This is a genomic window from Solilutibacter silvestris, assembly GCF_002895945.1.
GTDB classification, from domain to species: domain Bacteria; phylum Pseudomonadota; class Gammaproteobacteria; order Xanthomonadales; family Xanthomonadaceae; genus Solilutibacter; species Solilutibacter silvestris.
In genome coordinates this window covers 1,401,945-1,415,763 of the sequence record NZ_NPZB01000001.1, presented here as the reverse complement: position 1 = coordinate 1,415,763, position 13,819 = coordinate 1,401,945, and the positions used below count along the sequence as shown (strand labels likewise).

12 protein-coding genes are annotated in these 13,819 nt (G+C 64.5%); 7 read left to right on the top strand and 5 right to left on the bottom strand.

What is annotated here, in order from left to right:
* Window positions 1-35: 35 nt before the first annotated feature.
* The 4 genes from Lysil_RS06430 (at window position 36) to Lysil_RS06415 (ending at window position 4,120) form a co-directional block, all read left to right on the top strand.
* On the top strand, window positions 36-332 hold the full coding sequence (locus tag Lysil_RS06430; RefSeq protein WP_103074666.1) for a hypothetical protein: 297 nt from the start codon (window positions 36-38) through the stop codon (window positions 330-332).
* An 89-nt stretch (window positions 333-421) separates the two neighbouring features.
* Window positions 422-2,635, top strand: coding sequence for a M1 family metallopeptidase (locus tag Lysil_RS06425; protein WP_103074665.1), 2,214 nt, complete (start codon window positions 422-424; stop codon window positions 2,633-2,635).
* Window positions 2,632-3,495, top strand: a complete 864-nt coding sequence (locus tag Lysil_RS06420; RefSeq protein ID WP_103074664.1) for a hypothetical protein — start codon at window positions 2,632-2,634, stop codon at window positions 3,493-3,495. Before Lysil_RS06425 ends, Lysil_RS06420 begins: the two co-directional genes overlap by 4 nt.
* 67 nt (window positions 3,496-3,562) lie before the next feature.
* Window positions 3,563-4,120 carry a response regulator gene (locus Lysil_RS06415; protein WP_103074663.1) on the top strand — a complete coding sequence of 186 codons (558 nt, stop codon included), beginning with the start codon at window positions 3,563-3,565 and terminating at the stop codon, window positions 4,118-4,120.
* Here the strand turns inward: Lysil_RS06415 and Lysil_RS06410 are convergent.
* The 4 genes from Lysil_RS06410 to Lysil_RS06395 are packed head-to-tail and all read right to left on the bottom strand — an operon-like array spanning window position 4,105 to window position 10,085.
* Window positions 4,105-5,955, bottom strand: coding sequence for an ABC transporter ATP-binding protein (locus Lysil_RS06410; protein WP_129588409.1), 1,851 nt, complete (start codon window positions 5,953-5,955; stop codon window positions 4,105-4,107). The two genes, Lysil_RS06415 and Lysil_RS06410, sit on opposite strands and share 16 nt — an antisense overlap.
* Window positions 5,956-5,993: 38 nt before the next feature.
* A complete protein-coding gene (locus tag Lysil_RS06405) occupies window positions 5,994-7,220 on the bottom strand; it encodes a putative bifunctional diguanylate cyclase/phosphodiesterase (protein ID WP_103074661.1) in 1,227 nt (408 codons plus the stop codon).
* On the bottom strand, window positions 7,217-8,440 hold the full coding sequence (locus tag Lysil_RS06400; RefSeq protein ID WP_103074660.1) for a cyclic di-GMP phosphodiesterase: 1,224 nt from the start codon (window positions 8,438-8,440) through the stop codon (window positions 7,217-7,219). The genes Lysil_RS06405 and Lysil_RS06400 overlap by 4 nt, the downstream gene beginning before the upstream one ends.
* A 22-nt stretch (window positions 8,441-8,462) precedes the next feature.
* On the bottom strand, window positions 8,463-10,085 hold the full coding sequence (locus Lysil_RS06395) for a serine hydrolase (protein WP_103074659.1): 1,623 nt from the start codon (window positions 10,083-10,085) through the stop codon (window positions 8,463-8,465).
* Window positions 10,086-10,188: 103 nt separating this feature from the next.
* Between Lysil_RS06395 and Lysil_RS06390 the strand changes: the two genes are divergently transcribed.
* From Lysil_RS06390 to Lysil_RS06380, 3 genes are all read left to right on the top strand, one after another.
* Window positions 10,189-11,007, top strand: a complete 819-nt coding sequence (locus tag Lysil_RS06390; RefSeq protein WP_103074658.1) for a DUF72 domain-containing protein — start codon at window positions 10,189-10,191, stop codon at window positions 11,005-11,007.
* Window positions 11,008-11,105: 98 nt separating this feature from the next.
* Window positions 11,106-11,627: an RNA polymerase sigma factor gene (locus Lysil_RS06385; RefSeq protein ID WP_103074657.1), complete on the top strand. Its 522-nt coding sequence runs from the start codon at window positions 11,106-11,108 to the stop codon at window positions 11,625-11,627.
* A gap of 26 nt (window positions 11,628-11,653) precedes the next feature.
* On the top strand, window positions 11,654-12,313 hold the full coding sequence (locus Lysil_RS06380; protein WP_103074656.1) for a hypothetical protein: 660 nt from the start codon (window positions 11,654-11,656) through the stop codon (window positions 12,311-12,313).
* Between the two features lie 30 nt (window positions 12,314-12,343).
* Here Lysil_RS06380 and Lysil_RS06375 read toward each other — a convergent pair whose 3' ends face one another.
* The gene (locus tag Lysil_RS06375; RefSeq protein ID WP_103074655.1) at window positions 12,344-13,762 is read right to left on the bottom strand and encodes an MATE family efflux transporter; all 1,419 of its coding nucleotides are present in this window, start codon (window positions 13,760-13,762) and stop codon (window positions 12,344-12,346) included.
* Window positions 13,763-13,819 lie beyond the last annotated feature (57 nt).

The window sequence follows — 13,819 nt, the reverse complement described above, 5'->3', positions numbered from 1 at the left end:
TCTATGCTGGGATCGGCTCCCGAGGAGACCGTGTCATGCCGATGATGCGCGCGAGGATGACTGGCAGCGACGATCAGGTGCGCACCATGCTCAACCTGATCGACAGCATGGACGGCATCCACTCGATCGAGGAAGTGGATGACCTGATGCCGCATCTCGACGACTGGGATTCCAGCTCGGCGGGACTGAGCGATCTGCGCGGGCCGAAGGTGCACGAGATCGAACTCGATCTCGCCAACAACTCCACCGCCGGACGCGTGCAGCGCGAGATGGAATCGCTCGCCTTCGATCTCGACATGCTGGTGGAAATCAGCGACAACGACGAAGCCTGAGCGCTTCATCGATCCACCCCTGCCATTGGTCATGCTTGCGGCGCGAGCTCCACCGGCTCACCCTTGCGTGATCCATCGGGGAGTTCCTCATGCGTATCTGGCGTCTCAGCCTCGTTCCGCTCGCCTGTCTCGCAATCGTGCTGCCACTGGCCGCGCGCATCACGCCATCATCGCCAACCACGACGCCAGCAACCGCTGATACGACGGCCGCGAACACCACGGCGGTCTCCTGCCCGGCGATCGCGCTCGCCGATCCCGACGCCGCCGCACCAACCACGCCAAGCGCGGCCGATGCCTGGGGCGGTCCGCGCCAGACCAATGCGCCAACGCTGTCGGATCGCGTGGTGAAGTACGCCATCGATGCGACGCTCGATCCGGTCAAGCACACCGTTGCCGGCCGCGAACAAATGACTTGGCGCAATCGCAGCAACCAGCCGGTGTGCAGCATCTACCTGCATCTCTACCTCAACGGCTTCGAAGGTACCGGCAGCACCTTCTTCACCGAACGCAGCCAAGGCCTGCACTTCCGCAGCAATGTCCAGACCGGCGACAAGGACTGGGGCTACATCCGCCTCGATTCGATCACGCAAGGTGGACAGAGTGCACGCTGGAGTTACGTGCATCCCGACAACGGTCCCGCGAGCGATCACACCGTGGTGCGCGTCGACCTGCCACAACCGGTCGCCGCCGGTGCCAGCACGACATTCGACATCGCCTTCTTCGACCAGTTGCCGCGCGTGGTCGCACGTACCGGTTACTTCGACACCTTCCATCTGGTCGGGCAATGGTTTCCGAAGATCGGCGTACTGGAATTGCCGGGAGAGCGCGGCGCCACCACGACGCGCTGGAATGCCCACGAATTCCACATGAACAGCGAGTTCTATGCCGATTTCGGCAGCTTCGATGTGACCTTGCACGTGCCGAAGGGATACACCGTCGGCGCAACCGGCGAGTTGCAGGGCACGCCCGTGCAAAACGGCGATCTGCTGAGCTATCGCTACGTGCAGGATGACGTCCACGACTTCGCCTGGACCGCCGACAACAAGACGGTGACGCCACTGGAGGCGACGTGGGCGCATCCCGGCAGCCCATCGGTGAAAGTGCGCGTGCTGGTCCCGCGCGAGTACGCCAGCAACGCCCAGCCAGTGCTGAAGGCGACGCTGGATTCGCTCACCTATTTTTCCGACACGCTGGGCCCGTATCCCTATCGCACGGTGACCGCAGTGGTGCCGCCGCACAACGCCGAAGAAGCCGGCGGCATGGAATACCCGACCTTCTTCACCGCCGACAATGTCAAGGATTTCTCGCCGGGCACCATTGGCCAGTACGCGATGGATTTCGTCACCATCCACGAATTCGGCCACGGCTATTTCTACGGCATCCTCGCTTCCAACGAGTTCGAGGAGCCATCGCTCGACGAAGGCGTGAACCAGTACTGGGACGATCGCATGCTGTCGGATCGCCACCAGCCGATCTCGCTGGCGAATGCGTTCAGCAAGCGCCTGGGATTGGCGGCGGTCTTTCCCCCGCGCACGATCGAACGCCTTTCCGCGGGACTGGACGACCCGATGGATCGCCTTGGCGAAAATTCGTGGGATCGCCTGCCCGGCAGTTACAGCACGGTGTATTCGCGCACTGCCACCATGCTCAACGACATCGAGGCGCAGATCGGCCACGAAGCGATGGGGCGCGCGATGAAAACCTATTACGAACGCTGGAAATTCCGTCATCCCACGCTGGCGGATTTCCGCGATGCATTGGCCGAAGGCAGTGGACGCCCCGAGGTGGTGAATCGCGAATTCGACATCGCCGTGTTCAACGCCCGTCGTGTCGATGACCGCGTGTCCTCGATCGACGTGCGCGAACTGGTGCCGGACGACGGCTATCGCATGGTCGATGGCAAGCGCGTCGCGACGACCAACGCCGACACGGAAAAATCGATCGACGCTGCACGGGACGCATGGAAGAAGCAGCATCCGGACGCGAAGAGTGGCGGCCCGTATCCGTTCGAATCCACCGTGGTGGTGCGCCGCGAGGGTGCGGCGGTGCCGCAACAACTGAAAGTCACGTTCGACGACGGGAGCGTCAAGATGGTGAACCTCGACGGCAACCAGCGCTGGTTCCGCTATCGCTGGAGCGGGCCGGCCAAGGTGGTGAAGGCAGAGCTCGATCCGCAAGGCCTGCATGGCCTTGACGTGTCGCAGATCGACAACGGCCGCACCGTCGAGCCGCAGCGGATGTCGCTGGCCACGCGCGCGATGGGCTGGTTGCAACTGGCGATCACCCAGGGGCAACTGCTGTGAGCGGGCGCATCAACGGATTCCGCGCCCTGTTCGGCGGACTGACGAACGCACCGCGCCACTGGCGGATGCTGCTGCTGTGGTTGCTGGCATCGCTGATACCTGCGATCGCCGCCAGCGTGCCGCTGCGCAAGATGATCGACGCAACCTTCGGCTACAGCCCGCAGGCAGCCGACATCGATGCCGGCCGCAACATGCCGCTGCTGGCCGACGGCATCATGACGATGCTGCGGCATGGCGGCAGCACGGCGCTGGGCGTGCACATCGGCGTGACCGCGCTGCTCGCGTTGTTGCTGTCGCCGCTGCTGGTGGGCATGTTGATCGCAAGCCTGCGCGAAGGACGCCCGCTCGGTTTCGGCGAGTCGATGCATGGTGGCCTGCGCGAATACTGGCGACAGTTCCGCCTGTGGCTGGTGATCGCGATCCCGGCCGGCGTGTTGGTCGGTGCGGCCAGCTTCGCCTCAGACGCAATCGGCAAATCGGCCGATGCCGCCATCCTCGCCAGCCAGGCCGACCATCTGCAACTCGGCGCGACGGTCATCCTGGTCGCGGCGATCGCCATCGCCCATTGCGCGCTGGAAGCCGCACGCGCACAGTTCGGCGCGGATGGGCAATTGCGCACAGCGTGGCGTGCGTTGCTGCGCGGCGTCAGATTGATGTTGCGGCGCCCGTTCTCGGTGGCGCTGGTCTATCTGGTGACCATGTTGCTGCCGGCACTGGTCACGCCCCTGCTGCTCCTCGACCTGATCAAGGGCAATGCCGTGTTGGCGATGCTGGTGCTGCAGCTCGGCCTGCTGGTGCTGGGTGCCCTGCGCGCGGCGCGCCTGATTGGCCTGGCGCGCTTGTCGGCGGGATCGCGCTGACCCGCGCACGCAGACCGGAAGCCCGCTAAAATCGGATTTTCGGCATCGGACGCTGACAGGGGGCAACATGGGCTGGATCGATTTCCTGCGCTGGCCGGCAACTGCAAAAGTGCCGGTCGAGCCGACCGCGGCCCCAGTCATCGTTCCACTCACTGACGGCTATGCCGGCGAGGAACGCCGCCGCCGTCCCCGACGTAATCCCAGTGCCGACACCCGCCTGCTGATCGTCGATGATTCCGGCACGGTGCTGTCCGTCCTCGGGCGGATGCTGAAGCAAACCGGGGTGCAGGTGGCGACCGCGGCCTCCGGCGAGGACGCCATGGCCAGCATCGGCACGCAGCGTCCCGACGCGATCCTGCTCGACATCGTGATGCCGGGAATGGATGGCTTCAGCGTGCTGCGTGCGTTGCGCCGCGATGCCGAAACCCGCGACATTCCGGTGATCATGATGTCGGGGAACGAACAGGCGACCGAGCAGTACTACGCACAACGCATCGGTGCCGATGCCTTCCTGCGCAAGCCGTTCGGACGCAGCGACGTGTTCTCGCACCTCGAACGCCTGCTGGACTGGCAGGGTCGCCCGATGCGTCCGCACGGTGGACACACAACTCAACTGGTGACTTGACGCCCGTCGTCCAGCGCGACGAAGCCGCCGGTCTGGCGTTGCCACAGGCGCGCGTACAAGCCGCCTTGCGCGATCAATTGCGCATGGGTGCCGGTCTCGACGATATGGCCCTTGTCCATCACCACCAGGCGGTCCATCCGTGCGATGGTGGAGAGGCGATGCGCGATCGCGATCACCGTCTTGCCCTGCATCAGCCGGTCGAGACTGTCCTGGATCGCCGCTTCGACATCGGAATCGAGCGCCGACGTCGCTTCATCCAGCACCAGGATCGGCGCGTCCTTCAGCAGTACGCGGGCGATGGCGATGCGCTGGCGCTGGCCTCCCGACAACTTGACGCCACGTTCGCCGACATGCGCTTCATAGCCACTGCGACCATCGCTATCGAGCAAATCGTGGAGGAACTGGTCGGCGCGCGCATCGCGCACCGCGGCGTCCATTTCGTCGGGCGTGGCGCCGGGGCGTCCATACAAAAGATTGTCGCGGATGGAACGATGCAGCAGCGACGTGTCCTGCGTGACCATGCCGATTTGCGCGCGCAGGCTGGCCTGGCTGACCTGGGCGATGTCCTGGCCGTCGATGACGATGCGACCGGATTCGAGGTCGTAGAGGCGCAGCAGCAGGTTGACCAGCGTGGTCTTGCCGGCGCCCGAGGGACCGACCAGCCCGACCTTCTCGCCCGGCGCGATGTCCAGGCTGAGGCCATCCATCACGCCACCGGCTTTTCCGTAGTGGAAATGCACGTTCTCGAAACGCACTTCGCCGCGCGTGACCACCAGCGGCTTGGCATCGGGCGCATCCACCACCGTCAGCGGCTGCGCAACGGTGAGCATGCCGTCCTGCACGGTGCCGATGGCCTCGAAGATGCCGTTCACCACCCACATGATCCAGCCCGACATGTTGCTGATGCGGATGGCCAGGCCGGTCGACAACGCGATCGCGCCTGCGCTCACCCTGCCCTGCGACCACAACCACAGGCCGAGCGCGCCGGTGCCGGCGATCATCGCGCCGTTGAGCGTGGTGATCGCGACATCCATCGCCGTGGTCAGGCGCGTCATCGCCTGCACCTTGTCGACGTTTTCCTGCACCGACTCGCGGACGTATCCGTCTTCCAGCCCGGAATGCGGAAACAGCTTGAGCGTCGCGGCGTTGGTGTAGCCATCGACCACGCGGCCCATGAATTTCGATTTCGCGGTCGACGCCGCCAGCGAGCGCACCTTGGTCTTCGGCACGAAATAGCGCAGCAACGCGACATAGCCGAACAGCCACAGCACCAACGGGATTGTGAGCTTCGGGTCTGCCTTTGCGAACAGGTACAACGCGGTAAAGGTGTAGATGATCACGTACCACAAGGCGTCGACGATCTGCGCCGCCGATTCGCGCAACGACGCACCGGTCTGCATGATGCGGTTGGCGATGCGCCCGGCGAAATCGTTGTGGAAGAACGCCATGCTCTGGCGGTTGACGTAGCGATGCTGCTGCCAGCGGATGCGCGCGGTGAATGATGGCACCAGCGCCTGGTTCACCAGCATGTCGTGGATGCCGAGCAGCAGCGGCCGCGCGACCACGGTGACGAAGGCCATCCACGCCAGTTCGCGGCCATGGACGTGGAAGAAATCCGGCGCCGCCATCTTGCCGGCCATGTCGACCAGCTTGCCGACGAAATCGAACAGCGAGACTTCGACCAGCGCGACGAAGAAGCCGACCACGCAGATCGCGGCCAGCACCCCGCGCACTTGCCGCAGGTAATGCCAGTAGAAGCGCCAGATCGACGCCGGCGGTGCACCGTCGGGGCCGGGCGCGAAGGGGTCGACGAGGGATTCGAACCAGCGGAAGATCATGTCGCCATTGTGCCGGGAACGCGTGACCGAAGTGTTCAGGCGGCGATGATCGCGTCCACCACTTCTTCGGCAGGCGCCGGGCGCCCGATGATGTAACCCTGTACCTGGTCGCAACCCAGTTCCGTCAGCACATCGAGGGTGTCCTGCTCCTCCACGCCTTCGGCCACGCAATGGATGTCGAGGCGGTGCGCCATGTCGATCATGGACGCCACCAGATGGCGCAGTCGCGTGTCGCGCGCGAGGTCGGTGATGAACATGCGATCGATCTTGAGTTCGGAGACCGGGAAATCCTTGAGGTAGGAGAACGTCGCGTAGCCGCTGCCGAAGTCATCGATGCCGATGCCGATGCCCTTGTTCTTCAACACGGTCATCGATTCGATCACGGCATCGATATTGTTGGCGAATGCGGTCTCGGTGATTTCCAGCATCAATTGTTGCGGACGCACGTCCCAGATCGACAGCGCGCGCTCCACCAATCCGGGGAACCCGGCATCCGCCGCGAACAGTGGCGATACGTTCACCGCGCAGACCACGTCCGGCGCTACGCGGCTCCATGCGGCGAGATGGCGCATCGCCGCGTGCAGGCTCCACACCGTGAGTTCACCGATCAGGCCGCTCTGCTCCGCCATCGGCACGAAATCCGCCGGCGACACCGATCGCCCATCGGGCAGGGTCCAGCGCGCCAACGCCTCGTAGGCGACCGTGCGGCCGCTCGCGATCTCCCGGATCGGTTGCAGATGGAGTTGCAGTGCGTTCATCCGCAACGCTTCCGCCAGCACGCTGTGCCCGACCGGTGGGCGCAACTCCATGCCGCGCGCCATCTCGTAGCCATGGCGCGAATGGATCGCCCACGCGCTGGCATGGTCGGCCGCCATCAGCATCTCCTCGGGCGTGCGTTCCTGCGGAGACGACACCACGCCACCCACGGTGACGCGCGCCAGCACCGAATGGCGATCGAGCTGGATCGGGTGATCGAACAGTCGCGCGATCTTCGCGGCGGCGAGTTCGGCGTGCGCGTCGCCGCGAATCGCCGGCAGGAGGATGGCGAAATCGCTTTCCCCGATATGGAACAGGGTGTCGCCGGGACGCAACGCATCGCGGATCAGCAACTCGATTTCGCGGTGGAGCTGCTCGCCGATGGCGTGGCCGAACGAGAGTTCGGTCTCGCGCAGGCGACGCAGGCGCACGACCAGCAATGCGAACGGTGCATCCGGTTGCATGGCTTCGACCAGCGCGGCGACGACCCGACGGTAACCACTCACAGGAACAGCTCCGTCGGATCCAGGCCGTAGCTGTTGTGGGGCACGCTGCGGATGATGGTGAGACGTTCGCCATCCGTTCCCACTTCGTTGCCCAGCAGGTTGATCGGCATGAACGGGTCGCGCAGGCTCTTGTCCGCCCACGTCAGCAGCATCAGGCGCGGGCGCAATCGATGCGCGTTGTTCTGCGCAACGACAATCCCGATTTCGCCACTGCTCAATTCCACCAAGGTGCCCACCGGATAGACGCCGAGGCAGCGCACGAATTCTTCCACCAGTTCACCCTGGAACTGGCGATCACGGCTGCGGTACAGCTCGCGCAACGCGGCGTCGCGCGTCATCGCCGCGCGATACGGGCGATCGCTGCTCATCGCGTCGAAAGCATCGACGATCGCGGCGATGCGACCGCTCAGCGGGATGGCGGTGCCGGCCAACCGGCGCGGATAGCCACTGCCATCAAAGAATTCGTGATGGCAGGCCAGCATGGCGCGCGCCTCGGGATCGCTGAAGCCGGCCGCATCGAAGCGTCGGCAGCCCTCCTCGACATGGTCGCGCATCTCCATGGCTTGCGAGGCGTGGAGCATGCCGGGACGATCGACCACGTTGGCGGGGACGCTGGCCATGCCGATATCCATCAACAGGCCGCCGCGCGCGAGCGACAGCAAGCCGCTTTCCGGATACGACAGCGCGCGACCGAAGGCAATGGCCAGCGCGCAGCAGTTCATGGCGTGGCGATACGCATAGTCGGAATGGCGTTTGAGCGCCATCAGCCAGAAATACGCATCCTGGTTGCGCGTTACTGCGGCCACGACCGGCGTGACCGCGGCATCGACGCCGTGCTGATCGAGCGTGTCGCGGCTGCGCAGCGCATCCAGCAGCACCGATGCCTGCTGGGTGAAGGTGGTGAACGTTTCGCGCGCGACCCGCACTTCGCGTTCGAAGCGCTGCTGGAACACCTGTTCGTCGTGTTCGCGATCGATGCGGGTGACGATGCGATCGTGGGGCACGAGCGTCAGCAGGCGCCGGCGCTGCGCCGGCTCGCACAATTCGACATCGATGAAGACCACGCCGCTCCAGCGCGCAAGCTCGCGCACATCATCCTCGCTGCGCACGAGGAACCCCTGCAACGGGAACGGCGTGCCTTCCCACGAGCGATCGAGCCGGCACACGTACATGCCCGGCTGCAACTGGTCGACATCGACCTGGCGCTCCTCGATCCTCATCTCGGCCCGGTGCTGCCCGTGGTCATTTGGCGGGCGTCAGCCGCAGGTCCTGGAAATCGAAGCTGAAATCGGTGAGCGGCGACACCGGCTGCATCCGCACCTCGCGCACCTTGCCGTCGGCGTCGAGCGCGTAGCTGACGAAGGCATCGGCGTTCAACACGCGTTCGCGCCAATGGACGACGAACGTGTCGTGCTGCCACGGCTCCATGTCGCCGACGAGTTCCGCCGTCTTCGCGAAACGCATCTCCAGTCCCTTGGCGCCCTGCCGTACCACCACGTCGCCATACCACGGGTCGCGGAAAGTACCCGCATACCCCGGGAGCGGCAACGACGGTTTCGATTTGGCATCGCGCGCGGCGAGATGTTGTTTCCAGCTGTCGTCGGAATCACCGGAGGCCTTGGCCACCGCCTTGGCGTACGCACCGAGCCAGTCGTAGTCGGCGCGACCGAGCAGGATGTCGAGCGCCTTGTAGGTCACCGCATTGAAGGCGGCCCCGACCTCCTGGTTGGTCAGCACCACCACGCCGAGCTTGCGATCGGGCACCAGGGTCACGCGCGACACCATGCCCGGCCAGCCGCCGGTGTGCCAGACCAGGCGATTGCCGGCGTAATCGCTGAGGAACCAGCCTTCGCCGTAGCCACTGAAGTTCGGCACCGCCGGTTGCAGCTCCGGCACCGACGGCTTGCCGACCGGGATCGGCGTCAGCACCGACCACATCTGGCGCTGGCTCTTCTCGTTGAACAAGCGTTTGTCGCTGCCGGGAATCTGGCCGCCGGCCAGCTGTGCGTTCATCCACTTGGTCAAATCATGCACGCTGGAATACACGCCGCCCGCGCCCGAGGCATTGCGCCAGGTGGTGGTGCCGACGGTCTTCAATTCCTTGAAATTGAACTTGGCGTGGCCACTGGCGACGTTGTCGCCGGGGTGCAGGTCGTCGCTGTTGTAGCGCGTTTCCGTCATCCCCAGCGGCGTGAAGAAGCGCGTTTGCAGGAACTGTTTGTACGGCATGCCGCTGGCGTCCTCGATCACCAGCTGGGCGACGGCGAAGAGGATGTTGTCGTAGGCGTATTGCGCACGGAATTGCCCGGTGATCGGCACGTTGCGCAGGCGCTCGGCGACTTCGCGCGTGGTGTAGCTGGAGGTCGGCCAGTAGAGGAGATCGCCGGCGCCAAGGCTCAACCCGCTGCGGTGCGCCAGCAGGTCGCGGATGCGCATGTCGTTGGTGATGTAGGGGTCGGACATGCGGAACCACGGCAGGTGGTCGATCACGCGATCGTTCATGTCGAGCTTGCCGTCCTCGGCCAGCATCTGCAGCGAGGCGGCGGTGAAGGCCTTGGTGTTCGAAGCGATGGCGAACATGGTGTGGGCGTCGACCGGCTTGCCGTCGTCGATGTTGCGCAGGCCGTAGCCCTTCTCCATCACCACCTTGCCGTCCTGCACGATGGCAACGGCGATCCCGGGCACGTCGAATTGCTTGCGCACGGCATCGACATAGGCATCGAAGGCGGCGAGTCGCGCCGGATCGATCGCGGCGGGCTGGGCTTCCGGCCCTGCAGCCATGACCGGCGCCCGGGTTTGTGCCACTGTTGGGGCGCACATGCCGGCTAACGCTACAGTCAGAAAGCAGCGTGAAATCAGATACATAATGGGAACCCTGTTCCAGTCCGTCCTCGCAATCGTAAGCGATCCCACACTTTGCGCAATCGGCACTTGCACAGTCCGGCACTCAGGCATCCAATCGACAACCATGGACAAGAGCACTGAAGCCATAAGGATTGGCATCGGCGGCTGGGTGTACGAGCCGTGGCGGGGCCGTTTCTACCCCGCAGGCTGGCAGCAGCGGCGCGAACTGGAGTTCGCCAGCCGCCACGTCACCAGCATCGAGATCAACAGCACCTACTACGCGGCGCAGAAGCCCGAGACCTACGCGCGCTGGCGTGACGCGGTGCCCGACGATTTCGTCTTCAGCGCCAAGGCGCCGAAACGGATCACCCAGTCGCGGCAACTCGCGTCCACCGGCGGCCAGATCGACGCTTTCCTCGGCGACCTCGCCAACCTGCGCGGTCGCCTCGGCCCGGTGGTCTGGCAGCTCGATCGCAACGCCCAGGTCGATCGCGACGATTTCACCGCCTTCCTCGAGCTCATCCCCGATACGCTGGACGGCCGCCGCCTGCGCCATGTCCTCGACGTGCGCGATGCCGCCTTCGTCAATGCCGATTACGTCGCCCTCGCCCGCAGCCGCGGCATGGCCATCGTCCATACCGATGCGCCCGACCTGCCGCAGATCGCCGACATCACCGCCGATTTCGTCTACGCCCGCTTGATGCGCAGCCGCGCCTGGATCGCCACCGGCTATCCCGACGACGAGCTTGACGCCTGGGCGGCGATGACGCGTCGCTGGGCACGCGGCGAAGATCCCGCGGAACTGCCACACGTCTCGGCGACGCCAGCACCGGTACAGCCGCGCGACGTCTTCCTCTACTTCATCAGCGCCGCCAAGGAACGCAATCCCGCCAGCGCGATGGAGTTGCTGGCCAAGCTCGGGATCGCCACGCCGGGGACTTGAGACCCACGCCGTTCCGCCACGGCTGTGAGAAACCACCCACTGCCGCGAATCACTACGATAACGGGCACCCACTGCGGTCCCGCATTCGTGGCAGGGGAATGGACGAAGCGATGCAATCGGCGGCAACCAACCAGGCGATGCGCGAGGAATTCGGCACCTTGCTGGAACGCCATCGCGGCATCCTGTTCAAGGTGGCGAATGTGTATTCGCGGCTGCCGGAGGATCGCGCCGACCTGATGCAGGAGATCGCCGCGCAACTATGGCGGGCATGGCCGCAGTACGATCCGGCGCGCACGTTCTCGACATGGATGTACCGCATCGCGCTGAACGTCGCGATCAGTTTCGGTCGTGGCGATGGTCGACGCCGCCGCACGATGGTGCCGCTGGACGATGAGCTGCACGACATCGCCGACCACAATGCGAGCGACCACGAAAGCGAACAGCAGCTGCAACTGCTGCATCGCTTCATCCATCAGCAAAAACCGCTCGACCGCGCCCTGCTGATCCTCTATCTCGACGAACGACCGCAACGCGAGATCGCCGACATCCTCGGCATCAGCGAGGCCAACGTCTCCACCAAGATCGGACGCCTGAAACAGCGCATCCGCAACGAACTCTGAGCCTTCCGCACAGGAGCACAAATTCCATGGAACTCGACGACTTCAAGACCGCGTGGCAATCGCTGAACCAGCGCCTCGAACGCCAGGATGCGATCAACCTGCAACTGCTCGGAGAACGCAAGCGCGACAGGCTGCATGCCAGCCTGCGACCGTTGTTCTGGGGGCAACTGCTGCAGATCTTGCTGGGCGTGGCACTGGCACTGCTTGGCATCGCCTGCTGGAAAAACAATCTGCATGCCGTCGGCTACCTGTTGGCAGGCATCGTGCTGCATGCCTTCGGCATCGCCAACGCCGCGTTCGGCGGCATCACCATGGGCCTGATCGCCAGCATCGACCATTCCGCACCTGTCCTCGTCATCCAGAAGCGACTGACGTTGCTGCGCAAATTCCAGTTGTTCGGCGCGGTCCTGCTCGGCCTGCCGTGGTGGATCATGTGGATCGTGGTGGTGATCGCCTTTGCCGGCCTCGCCGATCATCCGCCGCAAGACGGCACGCCACTGTGGGTGTGGATCAACTTCGCCGTCGGTGCATTGGGCCTGCTGGCCACCTGGGGACTGTATCGTTGGTCGCACGCCAATCCCAGGCGCATCAAATTGGCGCGATGGATGGATGATGCCGCTGCGACCGCCAGCATCCGCAAGGCGCAGGCACAACTGGACGAACTCAGACAGTTCGAACAGGAGTGATCCATCGTTGCGACGACGGCGCGGCGCGCATCACACCTTCGCCGTCTTCCAGCCACCGCGACTGAACAGCCACAGCGTGAACAGTCCAACCGATGTTTCCGAAACGAATACGGCCCAGAACACACCGGTCTGTTTCCAATCGAGGTGCAGTGCGAGCAACCACGCCAGCGGGATCTGGATCAGCCAGAAGAACACGATGTTGATGCGCGTCGGCGTCACGGTATCGCCGGCACCGTTGAAAGCCTGCACGCTGACCATCCACCAACCGTAGACGTAGAGCGAGTACGAGAGGATGCGCAGCCATTGCGATCCCACCGCGATCACCGCGGGATCGGGCGTGAAGAATGTGACGAGTTCCTTCGGGAACAGGAAGAAACACGCGGCGATCACCAGCAGATAGGCCATGTTGTACCAGCCGATGCGCCACACCGCTGCTTCCGCGCGCGCCGGTTCGCCGGCACCGAGGTTCTGCCCGACCAATGTCGCCGCCGCGTTCGACATGCCCCAGGCTGGCGTCATCGTGAACATCATCAGGCGGATGGCGATGGTTGCGCCGGCCACCGCTGCGCTGCCGATATCGGCGAGGATGCGCATCAGGAAGATCCACGCGCTCATCGCCACGATCATCTGGCCGATCCCGCCCAGCGACGTTCGCACGATATTCCACAGCACCTCGCCATGTATCGCGATCTGCGAGACCAGCACGCGGATGTGCTTGCCGCCGCGCAGCAGCATCCACAACTGCAACAGCACGCCGCAGCCGCGACCGATGTTGGTGGCCATCGCTGCACCTTCGATCCCCAATGCCGGCACCGGACCGAAACCGAGGATCAGCAGCGGGCACAACAGGATGTTGAGGCCGTTCGCCAGCCACAGCACGCGCATGGAAATCGCCGCGTCGCCGGCACCGCGGAACACCGCATTGATGACGAACAGCAACAGGATCACCACATTGCCGCCGAGCATCCATTGCGTATAGCGATAGCCGTGGGCGATGACCCAGGCATCGGCACCCATCAGGTGCAGCATGTCCTTGGCGTAGACGATGCCAATGATCGCGACCGGCAACGCCACCATCAACGCGACGAAAATCGCCTGCACCGCAGAAATCGCCGCTTCCTCGCGCTTGCCTTCGCCGATGCGTCGCGCGATGACCGCAGTCACTGCCATCGCCAGCCCCATCGCGACTGCATACAACAGGAACAGATAGCTTTCGGTAAGGCCGACGGTGGCCACCGCCGATGGCCCCAACGTGGCGACGAAATAGATGTCGACGACCGCGAAGGTGGATTCCAGCACCAGTTCCAGCACCATGGGGACTGCCAGCAACATCACCGCGCGACGCAGCGGAATGCGCGTGTAATCGGCATCGGTACCGCGAATGGCGGCACGCAGGTCGCGCCATAGCGAATGGGATGCGGCGATTTCAGGCGATTGCGTGGTCTGCATGCGGCCTCCGTACGATCCGGCCGATGTTACCGGCCCGCTTCGCCATGCGCACGTGAA